Source organism: Neobacillus sp. B4I6 (genome assembly GCF_050434045.1).
GTDB lineage: Bacteria > Bacillota > Bacilli > Bacillales > Cytobacillaceae > Neobacillus.
Genome location: NZ_JBNPWB010000002.1, coordinates 561,796 through 586,936, shown reverse-complemented (window position 1 = coordinate 586,936; position 25,141 = coordinate 561,796). Strand labels below are relative to the sequence as shown.

31 protein-coding genes are annotated in these 25,141 nt (G+C 37.2%); 7 read left to right on the top strand and 24 right to left on the bottom strand.

The annotated features are described in order from the left end of the window. Positions 1–2 precede the first annotated feature (2 nt). The 6 genes from QF028_RS04745 (at position 3) to QF028_RS04720 (ending at position 2,608) form a co-directional block, all read left to right on the top strand. On the top strand, positions 3–314 hold the full coding sequence (locus QF028_RS04745) for a hypothetical protein (RefSeq protein ID WP_410888271.1): 312 nt from the start codon (positions 3–5) through the stop codon (positions 312–314). Continuing rightward, on the top strand, positions 262–738 hold the full coding sequence (gene comGF / locus QF028_RS04740) for a competence type IV pilus minor pilin ComGF (RefSeq protein WP_410888269.1): 477 nt from the start codon (positions 262–264) through the stop codon (positions 736–738). Before QF028_RS04745 ends, comGF begins: the two co-directional genes overlap by 53 nt. Further along, the gene (comGG, locus tag QF028_RS04735; protein ID WP_410888267.1) at positions 735–1,121 is read left to right on the top strand and encodes a competence type IV pilus minor pilin ComGG; all 387 of its coding nucleotides are present in this window, start codon (positions 735–737) and stop codon (positions 1,119–1,121) included. Before comGF ends, comGG begins: the two co-directional genes overlap by 4 nt. 47 nt (positions 1,122–1,168) lie before the next feature. Next, entirely contained in the window at positions 1,169–1,354 is a 186-nt protein-coding gene (locus QF028_RS04730; RefSeq protein WP_088088967.1) for a YqzE family protein, read from the top strand. A 228-nt stretch (positions 1,355–1,582) separates the two neighbouring features. Continuing rightward, positions 1,583–2,281: a helix-turn-helix transcriptional regulator gene (locus QF028_RS04725; RefSeq protein WP_429464384.1), complete on the top strand. Its 699-nt coding sequence runs from the start codon at positions 1,583–1,585 to the stop codon at positions 2,279–2,281. Positions 2,282–2,365: 84 nt separating this feature from the next. Then, on the top strand, positions 2,366–2,608 hold the full coding sequence (locus QF028_RS04720) for a DUF2626 domain-containing protein (RefSeq protein ID WP_214998512.1): 243 nt from the start codon (positions 2,366–2,368) through the stop codon (positions 2,606–2,608). A gap of 43 nt (positions 2,609–2,651) precedes the next feature. Here the strand turns inward: QF028_RS04720 and QF028_RS04715 are convergent, their stop codons facing one another. After that, positions 2,652–3,740, bottom strand: coding sequence for a class I SAM-dependent methyltransferase (locus tag QF028_RS04715; RefSeq protein WP_429464383.1), 1,089 nt, complete (start codon positions 3,738–3,740; stop codon positions 2,652–2,654). Positions 3,741–3,906: 166 nt separating this feature from the next. Further along, a complete protein-coding gene (locus QF028_RS04710) occupies positions 3,907–4,542 on the bottom strand; it encodes an MBL fold metallo-hydrolase (RefSeq protein WP_429464382.1) in 636 nt (211 codons plus the stop codon). A 214-nt stretch (positions 4,543–4,756) separates the two neighbouring features. On the opposite strand from QF028_RS04710, the gene QF028_RS04705 reads away from it, so the two are divergent. Then, complete coding sequence (locus tag QF028_RS04705; protein ID WP_088088972.1) at positions 4,757–4,933, top strand: DUF2759 domain-containing protein; 177 nt, start codon at positions 4,757–4,759, stop codon at positions 4,931–4,933. A gap of 36 nt (positions 4,934–4,969) precedes the next feature. Here the strand turns inward: QF028_RS04705 and QF028_RS04700 are convergent, their stop codons facing one another. The 22 genes from QF028_RS04700 to QF028_RS04595 all read right to left on the bottom strand — a co-directional run bounded on the left by QF028_RS04700 (position 4,970) and on the right by QF028_RS04595 (position 24,913). Then, positions 4,970–5,287, bottom strand: coding sequence for an MTH1187 family thiamine-binding protein (locus QF028_RS04700; RefSeq protein ID WP_088088973.1), 318 nt, complete (start codon positions 5,285–5,287; stop codon positions 4,970–4,972). Positions 5,288–5,628: 341 nt separating this feature from the next. Then, positions 5,629–6,786, bottom strand: coding sequence for a hypothetical protein (locus tag QF028_RS04695; RefSeq protein WP_429464381.1), 1,158 nt, complete (start codon positions 6,784–6,786; stop codon positions 5,629–5,631). A gap of 109 nt (positions 6,787–6,895) precedes the next feature. After that, positions 6,896–7,867: an ROK family glucokinase gene (locus QF028_RS04690; RefSeq protein ID WP_429464380.1), complete on the bottom strand. Its 972-nt coding sequence runs from the start codon at positions 7,865–7,867 to the stop codon at positions 6,896–6,898. A 5-nt stretch (positions 7,868–7,872) separates the two neighbouring features. Then, positions 7,873–8,085, bottom strand: a complete 213-nt coding sequence (locus QF028_RS04685) for a YqgQ family protein (RefSeq protein ID WP_088088976.1) — start codon at positions 8,083–8,085, stop codon at positions 7,873–7,875. A 78-nt stretch (positions 8,086–8,163) separates the two neighbouring features. After that, positions 8,164–9,726, bottom strand: a complete 1,563-nt coding sequence (locus QF028_RS04680) for a rhomboid family intramembrane serine protease (protein ID WP_429464379.1) — start codon at positions 9,724–9,726, stop codon at positions 8,164–8,166. A 164-nt stretch (positions 9,727–9,890) separates the two neighbouring features. After that, positions 9,891–10,085 (bottom strand): hypothetical protein, encoded by a 195-nt coding sequence (locus QF028_RS04675; protein ID WP_088088978.1) that lies wholly within the window; start codon positions 10,083–10,085, stop codon positions 9,891–9,893. Positions 10,086–10,179: 94 nt separating this feature from the next. Then, positions 10,180–11,133, bottom strand: a complete 954-nt coding sequence (locus tag QF028_RS04670; RefSeq protein WP_429464378.1) for an L-lactate dehydrogenase — start codon at positions 11,131–11,133, stop codon at positions 10,180–10,182. Between the two features lie 57 nt (positions 11,134–11,190). Next, positions 11,191–11,979: a DUF92 domain-containing protein gene (locus QF028_RS04665; RefSeq protein ID WP_429464377.1), complete on the bottom strand. Its 789-nt coding sequence runs from the start codon at positions 11,977–11,979 to the stop codon at positions 11,191–11,193. Beyond that, a complete protein-coding gene (locus QF028_RS04660; RefSeq protein ID WP_214713388.1) occupies positions 11,976–12,542 on the bottom strand; it encodes a 5-formyltetrahydrofolate cyclo-ligase in 567 nt (188 codons plus the stop codon). Before QF028_RS04660 ends, QF028_RS04665 begins: the two co-directional genes overlap by 4 nt. Positions 12,543–12,598: 56 nt before the next feature. Next, positions 12,599–12,748 (bottom strand): 50S ribosomal protein L33, encoded by a 150-nt coding sequence (gene rpmG / locus QF028_RS04655; protein WP_066064234.1) that lies wholly within the window; start codon positions 12,746–12,748, stop codon positions 12,599–12,601. A 110-nt stretch (positions 12,749–12,858) separates the two neighbouring features. Then, entirely contained in the window at positions 12,859–13,098 is a 240-nt protein-coding gene (locus QF028_RS04650; protein WP_429464376.1) for a hypothetical protein, read from the bottom strand. 12 nt (positions 13,099–13,110) lie between these two features. Further along, entirely contained in the window at positions 13,111–14,370 is a 1,260-nt protein-coding gene (locus tag QF028_RS04645) for a glycosyltransferase family 4 protein (protein ID WP_429464375.1), read from the bottom strand. Continuing rightward, entirely contained in the window at positions 14,363–14,914 is a 552-nt protein-coding gene (locus QF028_RS04640; protein WP_429464374.1) for a DUF4912 domain-containing protein, read from the bottom strand. Before QF028_RS04640 ends, QF028_RS04645 begins: the two co-directional genes overlap by 8 nt. A gap of 413 nt (positions 14,915–15,327) precedes the next feature. Next, complete coding sequence (phoU, locus tag QF028_RS04635; protein WP_429464373.1) at positions 15,328–15,987, bottom strand: phosphate signaling complex protein PhoU; 660 nt, start codon at positions 15,985–15,987, stop codon at positions 15,328–15,330. A 13-nt stretch (positions 15,988–16,000) separates the two neighbouring features. After that, the gene (gene pstB, locus QF028_RS04630; RefSeq protein ID WP_214713383.1) at positions 16,001–16,774 is read right to left on the bottom strand and encodes a phosphate ABC transporter ATP-binding protein PstB; all 774 of its coding nucleotides are present in this window, start codon (positions 16,772–16,774) and stop codon (positions 16,001–16,003) included. A gap of 12 nt (positions 16,775–16,786) precedes the next feature. Further along, positions 16,787–17,608 (bottom strand): phosphate ABC transporter ATP-binding protein PstB, encoded by an 822-nt coding sequence (pstB, locus tag QF028_RS04625; protein ID WP_410888242.1) that lies wholly within the window; start codon positions 17,606–17,608, stop codon positions 16,787–16,789. A gap of 16 nt (positions 17,609–17,624) precedes the next feature. After that, positions 17,625–18,512: a phosphate ABC transporter permease PstA gene (pstA, locus tag QF028_RS04620; protein WP_214713381.1), complete on the bottom strand. Its 888-nt coding sequence runs from the start codon at positions 18,510–18,512 to the stop codon at positions 17,625–17,627. Further along, positions 18,512–19,432, bottom strand: a complete 921-nt coding sequence (gene pstC / locus QF028_RS04615) for a phosphate ABC transporter permease subunit PstC (protein ID WP_429464372.1) — start codon at positions 19,430–19,432, stop codon at positions 18,512–18,514. Before pstC ends, pstA begins: the two co-directional genes overlap by 1 nt. An 80-nt stretch (positions 19,433–19,512) precedes the next feature. After that, entirely contained in the window at positions 19,513–20,427 is a 915-nt protein-coding gene (locus QF028_RS04610) for a phosphate ABC transporter substrate-binding protein (RefSeq protein WP_429464371.1), read from the bottom strand. Positions 20,428–20,708: 281 nt separating this feature from the next. Next, positions 20,709–22,769 (bottom strand): peptidoglycan D,D-transpeptidase FtsI family protein, encoded by a 2,061-nt coding sequence (locus QF028_RS04605; RefSeq protein WP_429472180.1) that lies wholly within the window; start codon positions 22,767–22,769, stop codon positions 20,709–20,711. 206 nt (positions 22,770–22,975) lie between these two features. Beyond that, positions 22,976–24,193: an MFS transporter gene (locus tag QF028_RS04600; RefSeq protein ID WP_429464370.1), complete on the bottom strand. Its 1,218-nt coding sequence runs from the start codon at positions 24,191–24,193 to the stop codon at positions 22,976–22,978. A gap of 111 nt (positions 24,194–24,304) precedes the next feature. Continuing rightward, complete coding sequence (locus QF028_RS04595) at positions 24,305–24,913, bottom strand: superoxide dismutase (RefSeq protein WP_088088992.1); 609 nt, start codon at positions 24,911–24,913, stop codon at positions 24,305–24,307. Positions 24,914–25,141: the final 228 nt, after the last annotated feature.

Genomic DNA, 25,141 nt, shown 5'->3' with positions numbered 1-25,141 from the left:
TTTTGCTTGAACTGCTTCTTTCTTTATCTGCCTGGTTAATGCTTAGTTTATTTTTACTGCCTTTATTGATTGAACTAAGAGAACAATCACGACAATTAGAATGGGAGAGCAAGGCGAGACAGCTAATGTATGAGGAACTACAGACCAAATTAATCAGTAATAAAACATTTTCAAATTACACTACCATTTTGAATGGAGTTGAATACCAAATCACATGGAAAGACACCGGTGCAGCTGACCAAAAGGAGGTGTGTGTAAGAATTGAAAAAAACTCATTACAGCCTGAAACCGAAATTTGTAGGCCCCTTGAATGAAAAAGCATTTACGCTCATCGAGGTACTAATTGCTTTTTCAATTTTTACGACGATTATTTTCTTTATGACACCTGTTTTTCAAATTATCCTGACTAATAAGGACACTGAGGCATCGTTACAGGCAATGGAATGGGAAGTTTTTTCGAGCCAAATCAAAAAAGAAATAAGGCTGTCCACTCGTGCCGAAGTGATTTCCGGAAGGTTAGTTCTAACTAAGGATACTGAAACCATTCAATATGAAAAGTACGGTACTAATCTTAGGAGACGTGTGAATTCAACTGGACATGAAATAATCCTCCAAAATGTTTCACAATATTCGTTCACCATTTTAAACAATGCAGTCAAAACCATCGTAACGGATCTATGGGGAAAAGAATACTCAGTTACAGCTTTTCCATTAGTAAATTCGGGGCCAGTCCCATGAAAAATAATGAAAAAGGCTTCACTTACCCACTTACCTTGTGCCTGATCATCCTTTTTTTATTATTTTTCTCGGTACGTATTGAACAATTGTTATCCGAAAGAAAAATGGCACATGAAACGGCTATCATCCTCCAAGAGGAGTACTATTTTCTATCGTCGGTAAAAAAAGTTGAAGTAATATTTCAAAAGAGTGCGATCTTACCTGTCAAGGGAACAATTAGTTTTGTTAACGGCACCATGGATTACCAAGCTGAAACTCCTACTGGATATGTCCAAAAAGTCAATTTTACTCTTCACCTTCATGCTGTTGACAAAACAGTCATTGGACGGGGATATTTTGATACAAGGACAAAAAGATTAAGTAAATGGGTCGAATTAAAATGAAGAAATATGGACATACTTGTTTATGAAAATTAAAGGCAGGTGTGTCCATGAAAACAAACGACTATGTAAAATATATGACCCAAACCATCGTGAAATACGCAGACCAACCGAAGGATGAACGAAAACGAATTCGTACAGCTCGAAAAGAAACAAAAGCTTCATTTTGGTATCGCTGGTTCGGAATTCTACCCTACATCGTTTATTTTGAAGTCAAAAAAAGACGAAAATTGTAACGAGCGGATGCTGGGTCTGCTTCGTTATTTTTCCAAAATAACTATATTCCTGCTATTGACAAGAGATTATAAATGAATTTAGGCTATTTTTTATTATATTGTTACAATATAAAGTCGCAAATTGTGAACATTTTCTAAACTTATAGTGTTAACATTGTTAACCTCATTCCTTTGTTTTTATAGCTGTATTATAATGGAATAAATTATGGGGGTTCGAGGTGAACAGTGATGGAACAAACATTAAAAATAACAAACGTTTTGTCAGATCCAACACGGTACTATATTTATCAATACATTACAAAACGTCATCAAGAAGTAACCGTTCAAGAGGTGGCGGAAAATTTTAATATTCATCCGAATGTAGCAAGATTGCATTTATCAAAGCTTGAAGATGTAAATATGTTAGCATCCGAAACCAAAAAAACAGGTAAGGGCGGCAGACCAAGTAGATTATATCGTTTATCTAACGATGTAATCCAGCTGCATTTCCCGTTTCGCGACTACATGCTTTTATCCAAAGTCGCACTCCAAACAATGATTTCGCTAGGAGAAGCAGGAAAGGAAGCCCTTTATCTAACCGGAAAACGTTTTGGTACAGAAGTGATTGAACAAGAAAAGGCAAAAAGGGCATTTGGTGAGGAATTAGAATTTGAGCAAAAGCTAATAATATTAAAAAGCGCAGCAACACTTGCAGGTTTTTATCCAGAATTTGAAGTAAACGGTGAGAAAACAAAAATCTATTTCCAAATTTTCAATTGTCCATTTAAAGAAGTGGCAGAAGAACATTCGGAAACAGTTTGCAGTATGCACCATGAATTTCTAAAGGGAATGTTTGGTGCACTATTTGAATCCGTTGAGTTGATTGAAAAAGATAATATTATTTCTGGCTGCGAAACTTGTTCATATCAAGCGCTGGTTACAAACTAATTCGAAACCATTATTTACATTATGCCTCCTTTTCCTTATAATATTGTAATGATGGTATCGTAGGGAAAAAGGAGGGGGATACATATGGATCGCATGTTCAGAGTTTGTGGTTTCTGGACGGGCATTTTTACAGTTATGTTTTATCTAGGTGATATGGATAAAACGGCAATGCTATTCTTAGCCCAAACAGGTTTTTTCGTTCTGCTTAGCTATCTTAAATTATCCGAGCGCATGTATTTGTGGGTATTCGGAGCATATTTAACAGTTTTCTTCGCAGGTTTCACTTATTGGTCTACGTTCATGATGGTGCCTGGTGCAGGTCATTGAGAAACATTTAGAAAAAACGTCGGAATACTCCGGCGTTTTTTCTTTATTCTACGAAAACGTCATTTTCATTTAACTTAAACCCTTTTTGCTGGATAACCACATGAAAATAGGTGCTTATCCCGGATGGCATGATCAAACTACGAATCGCTCGATTCCGTTTGCTGACTTCTGAAAATGGATTGGGGTCATAATGGTTCGCTAATTCTTTTAGAATTCCGGACTTTAATAAAAATTCATCCTGTCTGAGTTTGGTAATTAATTCTAATTCTACCTGCTCACCCTTTTGAATGAGATAATCAAAATGAATATGCGTGGTAATATCCATTTCACCTGGGTGCTGCAAAACATCATCAATCATCTGATGCTGATAATACCCTCTTAGACTCCCCTTTGCCCTCCTTGGGTCCATCCACTCCTCAAGTGTATAGCCATAATCAGCTGTCACAACCATTCCTTTTCTGAGGGACTGAGCAATTTCCCGCATCATCTTTTCCATTGCTAACGGGATCTCTATCCGCTGTTTTTCCTTTAGTTTAAGCTTGCTTTCCTGTAAAAAAAACAGGATATCTGAATCCGTTAACAATACTTTTTGCTCATACAGTTCGTTCCTTCGAATCCCTATCATAACCTCAAAAAGCTGCCCATCGACTTTTTCGATCACACGAACTGGCAGGGCATCGAATAGTTCATTGGAATAAACCATTCCCTCAAAAGCCTCAACATTACTGATACTTTCCACTTGGACAACCGAAAAATTAGTTAGCAATTGCCTTTGCAGTTTCTGATGATAGGGACTGCTTTCTACAATTATATATTTTAATGGGGTTTTAATCGTTTCATGCCATTCCTGTAAAAATGCCTCCGCAAAACGTCCATTCCCAGCTCCAATTTCACAAAATACTGGAGCTAATTGTGTCCATTCACATAAGTGAGAAAACCATTTTGCCATCATTCTTCCGTATATATCAGATATATTGCTTGTTGTTATGAAATCTCCTTGTCGGCCAATTTTCTGTTTATCTTTCATATAATAACCGAAATCAGGATGATATAAGGCTGCCCCCATGAAATCCGCATAGGTAATTAACTCATTGGGTGAATTTGAAATTAAACTCTTTAAAAATATATTCATATATGCTCCTTTTTAAATAAACACTATTGACACAGTGTAAACTTTATAATATTGTAAGGATAGTAGCTTAACTTTTATCCCCTCCCATATTAGAATATAATATCCCCCAGAAAAACCCTTCTCAAATTGGAGAAGGGTTTTTCTATTTTTGTCTTCTCTCTATCCTCTAAAATCCATTCAAGAACGGATTACTATCCATTTCATCAGCGATGGTTGTTACAGGGCCGTGGCCTGATAAGACATACGTTTCCTCAGGCAAAACAAGCAGCTTATCATGAATGCTTTTTAATAGCTGTGCCTCGTTTCCTCCTGGGAGGTCTGTACGGCCAATGCTGCCTTGAAACAGGGCATCACCTGAAAGAACAAACCCATTCTTTTTGAAGTAAAATGAGACACTTCCAGGTGAATGTCCTGGTGTATGAAAAATGTCAAACTCAAAACCACCTATTTTCATTTCTCCTTCATTTTTTAAAATAAAATCAGCTGGCTTTACTGTTATTGAATCCTGAATCATAAAAAATTGTGAACCATTTAATGAAGAGTCACCCAGCCATTTTTCCTCTTGTTTGTGAAGATAAACTGGAATTTTATAAAAATCCCTTACTTCATCAACACCCCCAATATGATCGAAGTGCGCATGGGTTAGAAAAATTGCGATAGGTTTTAATTTCCTATTGTTCAACAAATGAATGAGTTTTTTCCCTTCACTGCCTGGGTCAATAATTAAACACGAACGATCTGAATTTTCTACAATATAACAGTTAGTTTGAAGTGCCCCTAATGGGATTTGTTGCCATTTCATAAATTTAGTACCTCCAATTGAAATTGCGATATCATTATTTTACACTAAGTAAACAGTTGAGAGAAAGAATACTAATTCAATGATCTCTTATTTGCACTCGACAAATGAAAGAAAAAAATATAAAATAAGAGTCGAATGAATATAATATAGGTACATAATTTTCTTTGGAATGTTTGAGGCATTGCCTGCTTATGATGAAAAAGGGGGATTTACCATGGGTTTAGTAATTATTTTTGCTATCGTAACCATCCTTGCAGCTTTCGGTGGATTTTCATCACTAAAGAATAAAAATTTCTTAGGTGCATTTTGGGGTGTAGCGTCATTTGTGACTTTTGGTTGGTTTACAGTTATGACCATTGTTCATTCTGGATTTCCAACAGGACATCACTAATAATCTTAAAAAGACTGCCATCAGGCAGTCTTTTTTCTATCCCTCGTTTAACAGTGTGGTTACCCGCTCTACTTTATATTCCATACTACGCTTAACATCCCTTCGGTCATCAATACGAATCGTTGTAGCGACCCGCTGGATTCCTTCAGAGAAGGGTACCTCATGCATTTCTTGAATTACTTCAAAAAGGATAGGTAATTCACCTTCAATTATGGTATTCATCGGTGTTAATTGGAAACGAATCTTCCCTTCTTCTTGATATTTCCTCAAAACTTTTTGAACACTTGCCACATATTTACTGACACTTGGTGTTTCCGTACCAATTGGAATGACTGCTACATCTACAATGGCCATGCAATATTACCTTCCTTTACTATATTTTCATCACAACGTGATTTTATCATATTGGGAGATCAAATAAAAAAATGATAACCATATTGTCATCAGATTGTCGAGAAAGGGTAATTTTCTCGGCAATTTTTTATTCTCAGCATTTAAGTATTCATTGTACCTGCTAATGGGCCTGTTGATTTCCGCGGGCGGTCCGGGGAAAGCGAAGTGCCTGGAGCGCAAATCAACAGACATGTTGCAAAGCCTATAATATTATAATAAATTAACGCGGTGAATGGTTAAAGTTATTGTAGAAAATAAGAGGCTGTCGAAAGTTTCTCGACAGCCTGATGACAACCATATTGTCATTCTTTTATCAGTTCATATATTTTCTTTGCCTTAATATCGATAATTTTTTCAAACTGATTCCCATACAAGAGTGCATCACCAGAAGGAGATAAATGAATGGGCTCATTTTCTAACCCATCCATGATTAAGCTGCTACTTCCGTTCTTAGGATTGTAAGCTAGGAGTTGGAAGCCCTCTGTATAGGAATCCGCTTCACCACTTGTGACAGGACTTAAGGTAAAAAATTGTCCCTTCTGCTCATTATAGTCATAGAAAGGAACTAACCAATCTGAATAATTTGTAAGTTGTGGAATAGAAAACGTGAATAGCTTTTCCATTTCTTTGTCAAAAAATGAATAATTGGCCATCGATTGATCTTGTTCATTAACAGAGACAGTCACGAGCAAATCGCGAAATTCAGAAAAATCGATCACTGAAGAAAACAGTGTCTTTTCCATCCCATTTTCTAAACTTCTATCCATAAGTGGTGCAAATAGGGAAGGATTATTTTCATCCCAATTAATGAAGGCAACCTCATTCTCACCCTTCCATTTTATAAACGGTTGGGGCAAGGTAAGTTCGGTAATGTTTGACTTATTTAGATCTAGTAATAATACTTGAAAGCTCCAATCCTCATTAAATTTCGTGACCAGAATCTCTGATTCCTTATAAGGATTCCACTCAAAAGCTAATTCATAGGAAGCAAAAGATTTTTTCAATTGTTCCTTCCCTTTTATATCTATAATTGTAACTACTCCTTCGTATGATGACGGCGAGGTATGAATTAACATTCTCTTTTTTGAAGGGCTAATTTGGACGTTGACTATGGGATATTCACTTTTATAAATTAGTTCACTTTTACCTGTTAAAAGATTGTACTGATAGACACTTGAAGTTTGTTCTAGATTTGTAATGTAGAGGACTTGGGTTCCAGAAAGCCAGCCGACAAATTTATAAAATTCACCTTCAGGGATGGAAATAGGTAATTTCCATTCGTTTCCTAGAACAGTAGCAGGTGATTTAGGCTTTTCACTTTTAGCGGTAACTTTTTGTTTCAACTGCTCTTTTTGAGCACATGCAGTTAAAATGAGAATTAAAAAAATTAAACGGAGGATCAGAAAAATAGGATAATTTCTTTTTTGCCGGCTCAATTTATCAATATTTCCTCCTCTCATTTTCGCTCTCATAGGTTAGTACGTTTTTTTGACAAAAATGTTTCAACTTTTTAGAAAATATTACTAAATAGGAAAAAAGCCGCATGACTGCGGATTTTCCCTTTGGAGATTATTGATTTAATTTATTCTTTATTAGCCATGCTGCACCAAGGACACCTGCATCATTTCCTAATGTAGCCAAAGCAAGTTTCGTGGAATCTTTTACGGATGAAAAAGCAAACTTTTCAAAATTATTTTTTACTGGATCAACTAATATATCGCCTGCTTTTGAAACACCGCCGCCAAGAACAATTTTTTCCGGATTTAGGGTGTTGGCAATACTAGCTAATACGAATCCTAAATGAAAGGAAACATCATCCAATACTGATTGGGCCAATTCATCACTATTACGGGCTGCATCAAAGACATCTTTTGCTGTAATGCTGCCATTCTCAGCAAGCTTTTCAGATAATTCACCTTTTAACCCCTTAGCTAGTTCAATCTTAGCTAATCGAACAATGCCTGTTGCAGAAGCGACCGTTTCCAAACAGCCGGTCTTCCCGCAATTGCATGGTGCACCACCCGATGTGATGGCTGTAATATGACCTATTTCTCCCGCAGCACCATTAATGCCTTGAACAACTTTGCCGCCAACAATTACGCCGCCACCGACACCTGTTCCGAGTGTGACACAAACAAGGTCCTTCGCTCCAGCGCCCGCTCCCATCCACATCTCACCCAATGCCGCAGAGTTTGCGTCATTTTCAATCGCTGCTGGTAGGGAGGTCGCTGCTTCAAGATGGTCCTTTAGGGGATAGTTATCTGGCCAGCCTAAATTTACGACATTTAAAACAATTCCCTTTTCATAGTTAACTGGTCCAGGTGCCCCCATACCAATTCCTAGTAAATTACTTTTTAATTGATCATGTTCAGCAAGTTTTTCATCAATTGCCTTAGCAATATTACCTGTAATGTTTTGTCCTTCATTTGTGTTATCCGTTGGTATTTCCCATTTGTGAACGATTTCACCTTCAGTTGTTACGAAGGCTAATTTAGTAGTTGTCCCACCGAGGTCAACACCCACAATCCATTTTCTTGACAATAGAATCACCTATCTTTTTTGACTTTTTCTTTTTGAAATTGTATCTCATGCCTCAAAATTAACAGAGCTGTTTGGAACTCCATTGGCTCTATCAGCTGTGATTGATATAGTTCCTTTAGCTCCATTTCCATTAATTCAAGGTCCGCGACTCTTTCACCAATATAAATAATGGTTCCAAAGCGCTTTAAAAATTGCTGAATATCATAAATAGTTTTCATTTATATCTCCTTGTATTTTAATTGAGAGAAACATATTAGTACAAGCAATATTTTTTTCAGAAATATAATTTGGTTATTCTATTCTCCTTCGTCAGAGGATTGAAGCTGGCGATTAATTTCGTGTAGTAATTCAGAATACTCCTGTTGATTCGGTTTAAGCTTAATTGCCTGTTCTATATTTCCTTTAGCCTCTTCTAGATCTTTTTGCTCAAGATTAATAAGAGCTAAATTAAAGAAAGCCTCATCAAAACTAGGGTCTAGTTTTATTGCTTTTTGTAGGTGTGTTTTGGCTTCAGGAAGCATCTCCTTCTTAATTTCTACGAAAGATAGAAGAAAGTAGGTTTTCTCTGATAGATTGACGGCATTTTCTTCCGATTCCTTTAAAACGTTGTAGGCCTTATCGTAGTTGTTTTGCTTTATATATTCCTGGGCCATCAACAAATTAGAATTTTCATCATGTGATTTTCCTAAAGAGCTAAAACCATAAGATAACGAACCATATAGCAGTGCGACAGACGCAATAAAAAACAACATTTGCAGCCATAGTTTGTTCTTCTTTGGAAAGTGGACAGTGCCTGCTGCTAGGAATCCCCCTGCCAACCCGCCTAGATGACCTGCATTATCAATTCCCGATGCAGAGAACCCAACCATAAGGTTGATTCCAAGAACGACAAGCAAATTCAATCCCATTGTTCGGAAAAATAACTTCGGATAAATAACTCCAAAATAAAGTAATGCACCAAAACAGCCAAAAATAGCACCGCTTGCCCCTGCTGACAAGTTAGCACTGAAGATGAAACTGGCAATAAAACCTGTAACTCCAGCAAACAAGTAAATCCAAAGAAAACGAAGATTGCCAAAAATTCTTTCCACTTCAGTTCCGAGAAAGTACAATGCCAGAGTGTTCATTGCCAGATGGATAAAACCAATATGAAGAAAAACGGGTGTAATAAATCTCCACCATTCTCCTTCAACGATTAATTGGTTGACCTTGGCCCCGTATTTAATCAAGGTAGAAGTATTGGTGCTTCCACCATGAAGCTGAAGCCAGAAAAAAACAGCAACCTGAATGGCAATGAAAACATACGTAAATATTGGTTTGCCGTTCAACAGAATTGCTCTTTCCGTCTTAACTTTCTTAATCGCATAATCCAATGCCGCTTTCTTAACGGACTCAACATCCTCTTCTAAGTGATCATCATTGATTGAAAAATGAAGTTCAGCCCCAAGCCTCTCTGAAATACGATGAAAACCTGCTTCGTATACCCCTTGTGCAAAAAGAATCGAGCTTACCATCGTTTTATTTCCTTCAGAATGTACAAAAGGTTTCGCGAGACGAAATTCATATTCATCAACTGGTGGGAATTGACTAACATAAATATTGACCACATTTAACTCATGTCGACCAATTTGCTTGCGGACTCTCTCTCCATTTGCTGCAGTAAACTCAATATCACGCTGCATAGCATTACTCCAATCCAAATTGTGGAGCAGCAGACGAATGATCGGTGCTTTTTTATTTTCTATTTTTTCTAGCCATAATTCTTTTTGATTTTCAAATAATTGAATAATACGGTAACCATGATCTGAAATAAATGAATACGCTAATTTCCAAAATATGTAACGTTCTCTATTATTCATTTCCCCCCTGCTTCCTATGTAAAAATAAACGGCCATATCAAGCTGCGATAACTCTTTTTCTTATATCTTTCATTATAAACGATTCTCGAGTAACAATAATCAATCAAGCTTTTTATTTTTATTAAGATACGTCTTCTCCATAAAAAAAAAACCATCTGTGGTTTTCACCATTCAGATGGTCTTCCAAAAACCGATTGCATCATTTTTTGTTTTACACCTGGGAAGCTCATAACTGAGCCTACAGCAAGCCTGCGCATCCAACTAGACCCTAGTAGCACATTGATAAGACGGTACCTGTATCGGAAACCAAAATAACCAATAGAACCAATCATCAATATGGATGTTAACATACGAGACATTCTCATCCCTCCTACTAGTATTTTGCGATTATGACCATCATTTTATCCATAAAAAAAGGACTGAATTCACAGTATAAGAATTCAATCCTTTTGATTAATAGTTCTTAAAGACCGGTTCCATCGTTTGCTTTAATACATTCACAGAATTAACGAATTTCCCCTGCTCTTCGTCATTCAATTTAAGCTCCACAACTTGCCTAACTCCATCTCGATTAACTACAGCTGGTACACCTATATAGATATCATTCTGTCCATATTCCCCATCTAGATAGGCAGAAACAGTTAACACAGAATTTTCATTTTGAAGAATCGCTTTTGTCAATCTTACGAGACCCATAGCAATTCCATAATACGTTGCACCTTTTCTTTCAATGATATGGTAAGCAGCATCACGAACATTTAAAAAAATTCGATCAAGGTCCGTTTGATTAAACCCTGTTTTGTTTTTTGACCACTCACTAATAGATGTACCAGCAATATCCGCATGACTCCATACGGGGAGCTCTGTATCACCATGCTCTCCAATAATATAGGCATGAACATTACGCGTATCTACATCAAAATAATCGCCAAGCAAAAAGCGGAAACGTGCTGTATCTAAAATTGTACCAGAACCAATTACCCGCTCTTTTGGCAGCCCTGAAAACTTCCAAACGGCATACGTTAATATATCGACCGGATTTGTAGCAACGAGGAAAATACCATCAAACCCACTTGCCATAATTTCTTCGACAATTCCCTTAAAGATCCTTGTATTTTTTTCAACTAAGTCAAGTCGTGTTTCCCCTGGCTTTTGGTTTGCACCCGCTGTGATAACAATTAGGTCTGCTTCACCACAATCCTGATAACTTCCGTACCAGATTTTCGTCCGGGATGGAGAAAATGGTAGGCCGTGATTCAAATCCATTGCGTCTCCTTCTGCCTTTTCCTTATTTAAATCAAACAAGATAAGCTCCTCTGTTATCCCTTGATTTAATAGGGCAAAAGCATAGCTTGAACCCACAAATCCCGTTCCAATGAGAGCCACTCTATTCACGCGATTAAACATGACCATTCCTCCATGTAAAAGATATTGCTATATCAATATCATTCATCCCAAAAAAAATTAGTTATTCAAATAAATGACTCCTATCGCTGACATAGCAGCAACACAACCTGAAAGGAAATTCACCATATCATTATCTACAAAGACAGACCCTTTTATTCTATTTGCCGGCAAATCACAATGCCTCTTTTTTTCAGTCTCTATCCCGCATTTCACACAAACATATACCTGTTGGTAAAAGGCACCAATCAACGTATCAATAACATTTCCGAAAAAACCAAAAAGGAAAACAAGAGCTGTTAAGAAATAACTTAAATCAAAAAGCCAAAATCCTATGATTGAAATTAAGAAGGAACCTGCAAGGGATGCCAAGCTTCCCAATAAACTGATTGCTCCCGATGTCCCCTTTTCAACCCGTTTAAAGGAACGTATGTATAATGGTTCTTTTTTGCTTAAACTACCGATTTCCGAGGCCCAGGTATCAGAATTTGCACTAGCCAGACATACTATAAAGCCAACTAACCAGATCATATCATTGTTGAAATACTGAATGATACTGAAAAGCCCGGCCGCTCCTCCATTCGCAGCGACCTGACGCCAATCTCTTGTAGCCCCTTTTGCAAGCTTTTCTTCTATTATGCTCTTATCACTACTTTTGTATTTTGACCAAAAACTTGAAGAGGCAAAAAATACCCCAAGCAGGAAAAGACCATTTACACCGAAGCCTAAATACACTGCAAGTCCAACTAAAATGGCAGCAAAGGCCCCTGATCTAGTCAAGGATTTGGATTTATAACCTGCCGCACCTGTCAATAGAATTCCAACGAAAATCAAAATCGCTATGATCATTTTATTTTGATAACTCCATGGTTTGTAATAATTTGGGATACCGGTACATCATGCTCCTCAACAAGAAACTGTGGGACCAATTGATCAGTAAAGGCAAGTGAAATCGTCATACCGTGGTAATTTTGTAAATAACGATCATAATAGCCTCCACCAAAACCCAAACGGTACCCTTCTTTTGTATAGGCTAAACCTGGAACAATCATTAGGTCAATCCTATCTGCATCAACTTCCTTAGTTACTTCCTCAATCGGCTCAAATAGACCATAAAATACTGATTCCAGCTGAGAAAATTCATTTAAAGTTCTAAATGATAGCCGTCTTTCATTTGGATCACATTTTGGCACAACAACTTGTTTTCCTGATTCCCAGGCTTTCCGAATCAATTGATATGTATCCACTTCTGGTTGTTTTGAAACCGTTAATCCAATAACTTTTGCTTGTTTCCATGCTTCATCCTCATAAAGTGTACAAGCAATTTTATACGAATAATCTTCGTATTGAGGTTTTGTAAGCTTTGAAAGTGTCTCTCTCATTTGCTTACGAATAGAGTTTTTATTATTCATTTTAGTAAGCTCCTAACTTTTAGACAACAAAAAAAACAGCAGGAAGCCCCCACTGTTTATTTTGTTTCGCGATGTGCTGTTGAACGTTTTTCTCTTGGGCAATATTTCTTAAGCTCAAGACGATCTGGATTATTACGTTTATTTTTTGTTGAAATATAGTTACGATCTCCACACTCAGTGCAAGCCAATGTAATATTCACACGCATGTTTATTTCCCTCCAAACAATTAAGCATTTCTTTCATACGACTTTTCCATAATATCATTTTTTAAAAGGAAATGCTAGTATGTTTTTTTGTTAATAAACTTTCATTCATTTCAGTAAATTTTCTTTAAAAGTGCTTCCTCCATTGAAATCAATTCACTTTTGTTGGAACCTGTCATGGTCCATGTGTTCATTTTAGCAATTCCATGCGACTCTATCGTCATTTTCATTGCAAAAATACTGCCCGCTGGACCTTTGGCTATCGAAAGATAATTCAAGTTCCCCTTTTGAAGTGAACTCCAAATTTGATCTGTAAAAACCTTCCACTGCGGCATGGCAGTATATTCTTTCATACCCACTTCATTTTATAAATTATTTGGTGTTTCTTTTTGTGCATCAGTATGAACGCGTTTGTTCAATACAGTATCTTCCATTACCCTGCTTGTTTCGGATGCAATACGTTTCCATCCATACAGGCTTATTACAATTTGTCTTCCTTTTTTGCCAATTTCTTCTGCTTTAAGTGGATTATTTATTAGAAAGTCGATTTGTTCGAGCATGCTCTCTGCATCCCCAGGGGTCATTAGTAATCCTGTATGTAGATGCTTCACAATACCCTTCATCCCACCTGTATTGGATACAATCGTTGGTTTACCTAAGATCATCGTTTCAAGTACCACTATTCCGAAAGGTTCATATAAACTAGGAATGACTGCTAGTTCACTTCCAGCAATGAGTGAATTCCTTTGCTCATCAGTAACATATCCCACAAATGTAATATGGCTTTCTAAATTCCGCACGTTAATTTGTCTTCGATACGTTTCGAGCATCGGTCCTTTTCCCGCTATCACAAAAAAGCAGTCTATTTCCCTCTCTTTTGCGATCGAAGCTGCCTCTATTATGGTTTCAAATCCTTTTTCTTTTACGATTCTACCAATTGAAAAAATGTATTTCTGATCCTTAAGTTCCGGAAATATTTCCTCTGTATCTAGTTCATTCAAGACAGGTTCAATACCATTTGGAATAATGGCTATCTTTTCATTTTTCGCCTTAAAGACGGAGTTGAGAACATCTTTCATGTAATCGCTGCAAACAATAATTTGATCGGATTCGCCAATTAATTGCTGTTCCTTTTTATGAATAAACTGTTGCATTTGAGTATGAATACCGTTGTTCCTTCCATACTCTGTCGCATGAATGGTCGCTAGTAGTGGAATTTTCAGTGATTCTTTCAATACAATCGAGGCTGAACCAACAAGCCAATCATGTGCATGGATGATATCAAAATGGATTTCCTCAGCTAATTTTTCTGCCTTGAAAGCCATAGCTAAATTAAGTCCACCTATCCACGAAAGAAAATTATCATCGTATTGGTTTATTGGTTTGACGCGATGAACATTTACGCCATCCATATTTTCAAATGATGGAAGATTACCATTTAACGCCGTTAAAACATGAACTTCATGTCCTTTTTCTGCCAAATGATCGGATAATCCAAATACATGCCTTGAAAGACCGCCAACAATATTAGGAGGATATTCCCAGCAAAGCATCAGTATTTTTAATGTCCGATAATTGGATGGGGTTTTATGCAAATCATCGTGTTGGGAGAATATATTATCCATTCATATTCTCCATGTTTTTTGATTCCACGTAATAACTATACGTACTAACATGATCAATCCACTTTGGCGGCTGCTCTTCATGTTGCTTAAGTTGGATTAGATCATGATTCATCTCATTTCCATTCGGTATTTCCATCATCGGAGTTTGAATGGAATTGGAACGGAATAGGGGGAAAAATTCCTGATTGGAAATAGTAATCCCTAATTCTGATATATAGCTGCGATTTGCAACCAATCCTTTTATGAACCAATGTCCTTTCTGATAAGGAACTGCGATCTCAAAAAAATGGTGAGCATTTTTTCCGGTAAAAACCAAATCAGTGACATCATAGATCCGAACAACAGGGATAAGACTCTCAAAGCTAAGATTAAAAAATAGTTCTATCATTTTTTTGGGTATATCGGAAACTTCCCAGTAGAGAAGCAATTTGCGGGGGGTAACAAGCTTTGCGGCCAACTCACCTTTAATTGGAATAAAATCTGTAGATGGATTGTTAGTTTTATTTCTTCCATCTCCTTTTAGGTTACTAATCTCATTAATCATGTCTTCCTCCATTTCTGCAAACAATCAATATATGCACCAAATTCCAAATTATGCTTAATACATGATAATTTAATCGTACCACCAGATTCAACCGCGCACAATAAACGCAAATTGTCGTTTCTTGAAAGACTTTAGTATTAAATGCCAATCCCCTTCCCTTGTAAAATAAGGCTGTGATAAAGGTCATTGTTGATATTACAGCCAAGTTAATTGGAGCGGAAGGCGCGAAGACTCCTGCGGGAGGACGGGGCAGGGGAGACCCCGCAGGCGCGCTTAGCGCCGAGGAGGCTCCCCGGACCGCCCGCGGAAAGCGAAGCGCCTGGAGCGTAAATCAACATCTAAGATTAACAGAGCCTAAAATAAAAAAAGATAAGGCATAAAAAATCCTCATCTTTAATAAACACTATTTATCATTAGGCATTTAAATTAACACGGTTACCTGTCACAAGGTAAATAACATGCTCTGCGATATTGGTTGAATGGTCTGCGATTCTTTCAATAAATCTACATACAAACGCTAATTGAATAATTTGATTCGTAGAGTTTGGATTTTGTGGGATATAGCTCAATAACTCTTGGATTAAGCTTCCAAACATTTTGTCTACAGCATCATCTTTTTCCGCGCAATTTTTTGCCAACGTAACATCTTCTGAATAATAGGCTTTTATGGAATCAGAAACCATCTCTAAGGCCATCTCCATCATTTTTGGTATATCTATTATTTCTTTAAAATGCTCTTCCTTGCCAATATGGATGGTAGATTTTGCTATATTTACTGCTATATCTGCAAAACGTTCAACCTCAGATGAAACCTTTAATGCCACATTAATTTTCCTAAGATCGGTGGCTACAGGTGATTGTCTTGCAATTAATAATAATGCTTTATCATTAATTTCATATTCTAACTCATCGATTTCATTATCACCATCAATGACCTGTTTCGCCTTTTCCATATCCTGATTTATTAGGGCAACCATCGATTCTTGGATTGCGTGCTCCGATTTTTCAGCCATTTTTAATAGAAGATCTTTTAATTCTTTTAAATTATTATCAAAATTTGTCCTCGTACTCATAGTAGACACCTCATCATCCGAATCTTCCTGTAATATATCCTTCAGTCCGTGAGTCTTTTGGATTAGAAAAAATTGTCGAAGTTGAATCTAGCTCGATTAATTCACCCATTAAAAAGAAAGCTGTTTTGTCTGAAACCCTTGATGCCTGCTGCATATTATGGGTAACAATTACAATCGTATATTTTTCTTTTAATTCTAAGATCATTTCCTCAATTTTTAACGTAGAAATTGGGTCTAATGCTGAAGTAGGTTCATCCATTAACAACACTTCAGGTTTCGTTGCAAGTGCTCTTGCAATACATAGCCTTTGCTGTTGTCCCCCAGAAAGGCCTAAAGCAGGAGCATTTAAACGATCCTTTACTTCCTCCCATAATGCTACATCCATCAGTGATTTAATGACAATCTCATCTAGATGCTTCTTTTTAGTGATACCATGGACTCTTGGGCCATAGGCAACATTATCAAAGATAGATTGTGGAAAAGGATTTCCCTTCTGAAAAACCATTCCAACATGTTTTCGCAGTTCGACGAGATCCATTTTCTTGTCTAATATATTTTGCCCATTTAGATTAATTTCGCCCGTCATTTTTACATTTGGGACCATATTAATCATTAAGTTTAAAGTTTTGATAAATGTAGATTTTCCACAGCCCGAGGGACCGATGATAGCGGTAACCTCTTTTTTGTCAATTGGAAAGTTGATGTTTTTTAACGCATGATGCTCTCCATACCATAAATTCAGGTCTTTGACATCAAATACTTGTCTGGTTAATGTTGGTATTGCCACAACTTTTCCCCCTTATCCAAACCTTCCAGAGATATATTCCTCTGTCTTTTTAACAGATGGATTGGTAAAGATTTTTTCCGTATGATCATATTCAATTATATCACCGCTCAAGAAGAAGGCTGTTTTATCAGAAATACGTGATGCCTGCTGCATATTATGGGTGACAATAATAATGGAATACTCTTTTTTTAACTCAACAATTAAATCCTCAACTTTAGCATTGGATATTGGGTCTAGTGCCGAGGATGGTTCATCAAGGAGCATGACTGTCGGTTTCATCGCAATCGTCCTTGCAATACAAAGTCGTTGCTGCTGCCCGCCAGAAAGTGACAAAGCCGATTTATGAAGCCTGTCCTTTACTTCCTCCCATAATGCTGCTTTTTTCAGACTCACTTCCACCATTTCATCAAGTTTGCTTTTCTTTTTGATTCCAGCAAATTTAAGGGCGTGTGTAATATTCTCATAAATTGATTTTGGAAATGGGTTGGGCTTTTGAAAAACCATGCCGATTTCCTTACGGAGAGCAACGACATTTATTTGTTCCGACAGAATATTGAGATCTTCATATATGATTTCTCCCTCTGCCCTTGCTCCAGGGATCAGGTCATTCATTCGATTAATACTTCTTAAAAAAGTGGATTTACCACAGCCAGAAGGGCCTATGAGTGCTGTAACGGAATGTTTTTCAATATCAAGTGAAATCCCATTGACAGCTCGTTTTTCTCCATAAAATATTTCTAGATTATTTACCTTTAAGATATGTTCCTTTTGGAACTGGCTGTTAGACTGAACAGCTTGATTTTCGGTCGATTCTTCTTTAAATGCTGTAACCATCCTATCTCCCCGCCCCTTATTTTGATGCTGTTACCTTTTTATGAATCATGCTTCCTATCCACCTAGCTAATAAGTTAAATATTAATACCGATATTACTAAAACAGCAGCTGAACCATTAGAAACCTCTTCCACATCTGGAATTAACCCTTGTGTATTTACAGACCAAATGTGAACTGCAAGCGTTTCTGCTGGACGAAATATATTCAACGGTGATTGAGGTGAAAATGGATTCCAGTTTGCGTAATCGAGTCTTGGTGTTGAAAGACCGGCTGTAAATAATAATGCAGCAGCTTCACCAAATACACGACCTGCAGCAAGAATCGCACCAGTTAATATCGTCGGAAACGCACTTGGTAATAAAATGGTTTTTATCGTATGCCATTTGGTAATCCCTAAGGCAAGACTAGCCTCTTTCAAATCACTTGGGACAGCACGGATCGCATCTTCACTCACCCTTACAATTACAGGCAGGTTAAAAACCGTTAAGGCTAAGGCTCCTCCTAAAATGGTGTAGCCCCAGCCTGTTAAATTAACGAACATTAATAAACCAAACATCCCAATGACTATGGATGGTAAAGAGGCTAGAACTTCTATACAAGAACGGACAATGTCTGTAATTTTCCCCGGCTTAGCATACTCAGCCATATATATTCCCCCGCCAATACCTAACGGAAGAGCAATTAACATCGTAATAAATAATATATAAAATGAATTGAACAATTGGTCACGAATTCCCCCGCCCGCACGTACATTGCTTGACGGAGAGGTTAAAAAGTCAAGCGAAATATGTTTAAATCCATTAATCAAAATATATGAAAATAAACCAACTAATATAGAAATGATTATGATTGCAATGGCTATAAATACTCCTGTGGCAATCCGATCTGCAGTTTTACTGTTCATCACATTTTCCTCCTTGACGAAAGGTAGCGAATGAGGAGAATAAACGCAAACGACATGATTAATAAAATTAAGCCCATTGACCAAAGAGTATTATTTTCTACACTACCGTAAGTTGTATGGCCCATGTTAAGAGTAATAATTGTCGTTAAGGTTGCTGATGCGTCTAATAAGCTTGTTGGTAAGTCTCTTACGTTACCGATCACCATCTGTACCGCAAGAGCTTCTCCAAATGCTCTTGCCATCCCAAGAACGATAGCAGTCAAGAGGGTAGGTAATGCAGCAGGTATTAAAACTTTTCTTATAGTTTGCCAGCGAGTAGCACCTAAAGCATACGAACCTTCACGAAGATTTTTAGGCAGTGAACTCATCGCATCGGTTGCAATTGTAGTTACTGTCGGCAAAATCATGATGGATAATACAATAGTACCTGAGAGTAAGCTAAAACCAAGTCCGCCCACATATTCCCTGATAAATGGAACTAACACTGTAAGCCCGATGAAGCCATAAACTACAGATGGAATTCCGACCAAAAGCTCTATCACTGGCTGTAAAATTTTCCTTCCCCATGAGGGTGCAATTTCGGTCATAAAAATCGCTCCGCCAATACCTAATGGTGCTGCCACTATTGCTGCAAGAAAGGTTACCGCAAAGGAACCAAAAATAAACGGTAAAGCCCCATATTCAGGTTTCGCTTGATTTGTAGGATTCCAGTGGGTACTGGTTATGAACTCAATAAGACTTACACCATTTTTTATAAAAGATTGTAAACCCTTTGAACCAAGGAAAATAGTTATCGAGATGGTTGCTGAGATCATGATGACAGCACACAAGATCACGAGAATTTTCCCGCGCAATTCCCCATCGAGCCAATTTTTCTTAGATTTTAACAATCTATCTTTTGCAGGAACTAATTTTTCCATAATGCACCAAACACCCCTAAAATACGTCATAATAGGGTAAATGCAAACATGCATTTACCCTTTCATTATTCAACCTGTTTTTATAGGTTTTTTTGATTTCCTTTAGCATCGCGTTCAACTTTCATTTTTGTTACTGGTAGATATCCTTGTTCTTTTAATAGTGTGTTTTGGATATCGTCAGACATTAAATAGTCAAGGAACGCTTTAGCAAGATCTGTTGCTTCACCTTTTGTATAAGAGTGTTGGTATGCCCAAACTGGGAATTTACCAGATTGCACATTTTCTTCAGTTGGTTCTACTCCATCGATTGCAAGTGGAGTCACAGATTTGTCAGTGAAGTATGAGAATGCAAGGTAACCTACTGCACCATCAGTTTCATTGATAATCTTTTTAACGGTGTTTGAAGAATCTTCCGTAATCCCTTCAGCAGGTGTTGCTCCATCAAGGGCGAACTTATTGAATACTGCACGTGTACCTGAAGAGTCCGGACGGTTTACAAGAACAATCTTTTGATCTGCTCCGCCAAGTTCTTTCCAGTTCGTAATTTTTCCTGTGAAAACTTTAATTAAATCTTCTTTTTTAATATCTTTAATACCAATTTTAGGGTTAACTGCTGCTGTCATACCTACAACAGCTACTTTATGGTCAACAAGCTGATCAGCTGGAATACCTTCTTTTTCTTCAGCGAATACGTCTGAGTTACCAATCTGCACAGATCCTTCGGCAACTTGTGATAAGCCTGTACCAGATCCACCAGCGTTTACTTGAACATCAACATTTGGATTTTCTGCCATAAACTCTTCAGCAGCAGCGGCAACTAAAGGTTGCATTGCAGAGGAACCTGAAACGGTTAACGAGCCAGAAAGTTCTGTAGTTTTATTATCTTTATTAGCAGCTTCATCTTTTTTATCAGTAGAGGCTCCTCCACAAGCAGCAACAAATACCATTAATGCTGCTAGAGTAAGTAATAGGCCAAATTTTTTAAAGCTTTTCATTTGTTTAATTCCCCCTGTGTATTTTGGTTTGTTTGTTATTTGTTCTGCCTTACATGTCTAAGAATAAAACTAAACTATTAACCGAGTTTTAATTGAATGTAAAGGTTTTGTAAAGATATGTTGAGTTTGTGTAAATCGATAACATTCTCTAGATATATATTGTCCATAAAAAAATTTAATAGATGCAGAGTAGATGATCTTTAAATAATAAAAAACACCCGCCTCAAATTGAGACAGGTGTTTCAGTAATATTAATGATCAGCTTGACTACTGTTTTTGGTTTATTCGTTATTTACTTCCTGTTGATCAGAGGTGGCATTTTTATCTGTATTTTGACGTTCTTTCTTTAATTCAAAATAAGCATCCAATACTCTTTTGCCGATTTTGTTATTAACACTTGGTCCGCTATTTCCTTGATATGCCCACGGTACGACAACAGCCATGGCTACCTCGGGATCATAAGATGGCGCATAGCTCACGAGACTTAGGTTCATTACTTCTGTGCCACGCTTTGATTTATCAGATCCATCATAAAACGACTGTGCTGTTCCTGTTTTTCCTGCAGGGGAATAATCTGCACCCTTAAAGGAACTTACAGCTGTACCGTCACCCACCTGCATGACCATCCGAAAACCTTCTTGAACCCGCTTAATCCAAGATTGCTTCATATCTAAACGATTTAATACTTTCGGCTGAATTTCCTCGACAATAGGACCCAATTCATTATTTTCCATTTCTGGTTCGCGAATTTCCTTAACCAGATGTGGCTGGATACGATTCCCACCATTTGCGATTGTGGAGACGTACTGCGCGAGTTGGATTGGTGTATACGTATCATACTGACCAATCGAAAGGAAAAGAAGTAAACCAGGAGTCCTTTCAGGACCTGGAAAGCCGCTCATTTCATTAGGTAAGTCAATCCCTGTACGCGTACCTAAACCAAACTGACTAAATGACTGCCGCATAGTATCAAAGGCAGAATAATCTAATGGCAGCGGTTGATTTGGTCTATACTGTCCACCAGCCATTGCTATAACGGTTTTCCACATATATACGTTTGAGGAAACCTGTAGTGCTCTTAAATCATTTATCCGGCCAAATGTCCTCCATGAAGACATTACTGGTGAGCTAGCAATTCTCAAAGGCTCATCGAGTTGTGTAGAACCTGGTTGAATTGCCCCTGTTTTATAACCAGTTAAAATTGTTGCCCCTTTTACCGCTGACCCAACGTTATACGAAGTGGTAATATTTCCTCCAGCAAAGTCATTCATAACTGTCTTTCCTTGTTTATCTTTACCAATTTGTTTTCCAGCTAGGGATAAGACTTCACCAGTGTGAGGATCCATCAAAACGACGAAGGCTCGATCTAGAAGGGAGGTATTTGGTTTTTGCTTTGCACTCCACATTTCTTCTTCGATGATATTTTCTACTTTCTTCTGAAGGTCCATATCAATGGTTAAAACGAGGTCCTTGCCCCTTTTTCCCTCCGAAACCACTTCTGTAGAAAGAATTTTTCCCGACTTATCTGTTACATTTTTGACTTTTGCCTTTTGACCATGGAGTACATCTTCGTATTGCAATTCAAGATAACTTTTTCCAACACGATCATTTCGGCTGTAATCACGGGCCATATACTTTTCTAATTGATCCTTCGGGATCCCCGCTTCGGAAGAAGTTACTCCACCTAATATTGATTTTAATGTGTCACCATAAATTCTCTTTCGTTCCCAATCTGTAGTTGTATCAACACCAGGTAAACTTTCTAAATTTTCACTAACAATGGCGAACTCTTTGTCAGTAACATTAACTTTAACAATTTGTGGGGTTAAAGCATAACCACTATTAAATTGCCTGTAGATGGCAAGAGTTCTCAGTGTTTCACCTTTAATGCTGTTAATTTCTTTTTCAGTAATTCTATCTAATTGAAGTTTATATATTTGCTTATCGTCCAATTTTTTTTGTTCATATAATGCCCATTCTTTTTCGGTAACTTTTGCTTCGGCTTCTTTAGGATGTTTTAATATCCAAAAATCCTTTTTATCGCGAATCTGAACTTTTTTCGTATCAATATTGATTATTTTTGCTAATCGTTCTGCAGTTTGCAACATTTCCTTTTGATCCGTTTGTTGATATTTTGTATAAGTAATCGCGTTCAATGGTTTATTATCCATAATGATTTTCCCATTGCGGTCAAACATTTTCCCCCTCGGTACAGGATTATTAACAGTAATAGCTTCCGTACGTTCAATTTCACGTTTAAAATCATCACCAAATACGATTTGCAATTCACCAAGTCTAAGTATAAGGATAGAAAATAGCAAAAACACGACAAAGAATAACATGTTTAAACGAAAGGGCACATGTTGCTTCTTTTTTTTCTTTTTATTATTCAAGGTATATAAACACTTCCTTTTTTCACGGCTTAAAGTCACTTTCTCTATTTTAAAGGATAATTCCGCTTTTATCTATGAAAAACCCTTACCATTTTCAGCATAAAAGCCTCAGTGAAAAATGAAAAATGCGGTGAGTAAATAAAATACTCATCGCATTACGATGCTGGTAAATGTACTCTTTTAATAAAAAGATAGATGCATGTGTGCCCTGCACCCAAAGCAAGAAGTAGGATTGGTATACTGATTTCTGCATTAAACCAAGTGATAGCAGCTAAAAAGGATAATATGGAAACAATCCTTCCCAAATTCAAGAATATTTCCCGAACTACAATGTACTCAATCCTCATTTCTGCCGCTTTCCAACCTGTTCCAATCACATCATATGTAGTGGACATATATGGGACGAGCAAAAGCGGATAGGCAATTGCAATCATCCCGCCATAGATTAACAATTTGACAAAATTCACGTCCCATACAATTAGCAGGACAGACGCATATAGGATAAGTCCACCAATAAGAATCGCTTTTTTTCGAAACTTTTGTTTAATTAACCTAGACGCAAGATAATACGCTATAAATGATATTCCTGAATTAAGGAGACCAAATGTACCTAAAGACAATTCACTTCCCGTCGAAATATAAACAAGCACTGATATGACAAATGCAAAGGTCCCTTCCCTTAGTCCCTGGAAAAAGTTAGCGTTTGTAATCAAACGCCAATTTTCATTTTGTTTTCTTTCATTAAGAATCTGTTTAAAACAATAGCTTCCTGCCGATGGTCGTGGTTTCAAGGAAAAACTCATAAAAACCGCAAGTGCAAATAAAGCCAGCGACATCCCAAAAACAATGGTATATCCAGTGAATTTGTCAAATCTAGTTATGATGATTCCAGCAGCGATTGGTCCAATCATTCCACCCGCAGACGATAATATCCCTAAAAAACCATTAAAAAAATCTCTCGTATCTGGTTCGGTGATTTCAAATGTTAGCACATTATATGCAAGCCAATAAAAACCATATCCTACTCCTAACAGACTTCCCAATAAAAGTAAATAAGTAGAAGCCTTTGTGCCAGCGATTAAAACCATGACATAAAATAGCGCTAAAAAAATCACACCGATTCTAAGCACGATTACTCTGTCAATTTTCTTGGCCCATCGGCCAGCTAAAATGAAGGTGAGCAGTTGTAAAACAACAATCGATAAATTAAAAAGGGCGATATCTGAATACTTACCCGTTTGTTTCCAAAGATAAATATTTACAAACGTATTGGATAAAGCAACACTTAATGAATATAACCCACCAATAATAAGCAAAAGTAATAAATCTTTTGTTAGTTTAACATCACCTAGAATCTTAAATTTTTTTGCCATAAAAAACTCCCCTTTATCTTATGGGTAGTCTTTAACAAGCAAGTTTTTCTTATTCACTTATTCAAATCCAAAAAAAAGAAGACAGCCAAAGCTGCCTTCTTACTATTGCTATTATTTTGCTTGGCTGTAACGTTTTGAAACTTCATCCCAATTTACTACATTCCAGAAAGAGGAAATATAATCTGGGCGTTTGTTTTGATATTTCAAGTAGTAAGCATGCTCCCATACATCAAGACCAAGAATTGGAGTTTTACCTTCCATTAATGGAGAGTCTTGGTTAGGTGTACTTGATACTTCTAATTCTCCGCCAGACACAGATAGCCATGCCCAACCAGAACCGAAACGAGTAGTTGCTGCTTTAGCAAACTCTTCTTTAAAGCTTTCGAAACTGCCAAATTTGCTGCTGATTGCGTCAGCTAATTCACCAGTAGGTGCGCCGCCGCCATTTGGAGAAAGGATTTGCCAGAATAAAGAATGGTTAGCATGACCGCCGCCGTTGTTACGAACTGCAGTACGTGCAGCTTCTGGAACCGCATCCAAATTAGCAATAACTTCTTCAACTGATTTAGAAAGTAATTCTTCATTACCAGCTAAAGCGTTATTTAAATTGGTTACATATGTGTTGTGATGTCTAGTGTGGTGAATGTTCATTGTTTCTTTGTCAATATGTGGTTCAAGTGCGTTTTCTGCATACGGTAATTGTGGTAATTCAAATGCCATGATTATTCCTCCTATGTATATGGTGATTTTTCAGCCTTAGAATTTAGAATATTTCTAAAGCTTTCCTTTTTAAGATACCAAAGTCAGTGCTCAGTTTCAAATATAATGCTTAGGCTCTTAACATAAATACCATGCCCGTAATGAAGGATTTTATTCTAAATTTTACTAAAACGTAATCCACTACCGCTCCTAATAATTATTCGATAATTTGTCACCTTTCATCCAAGG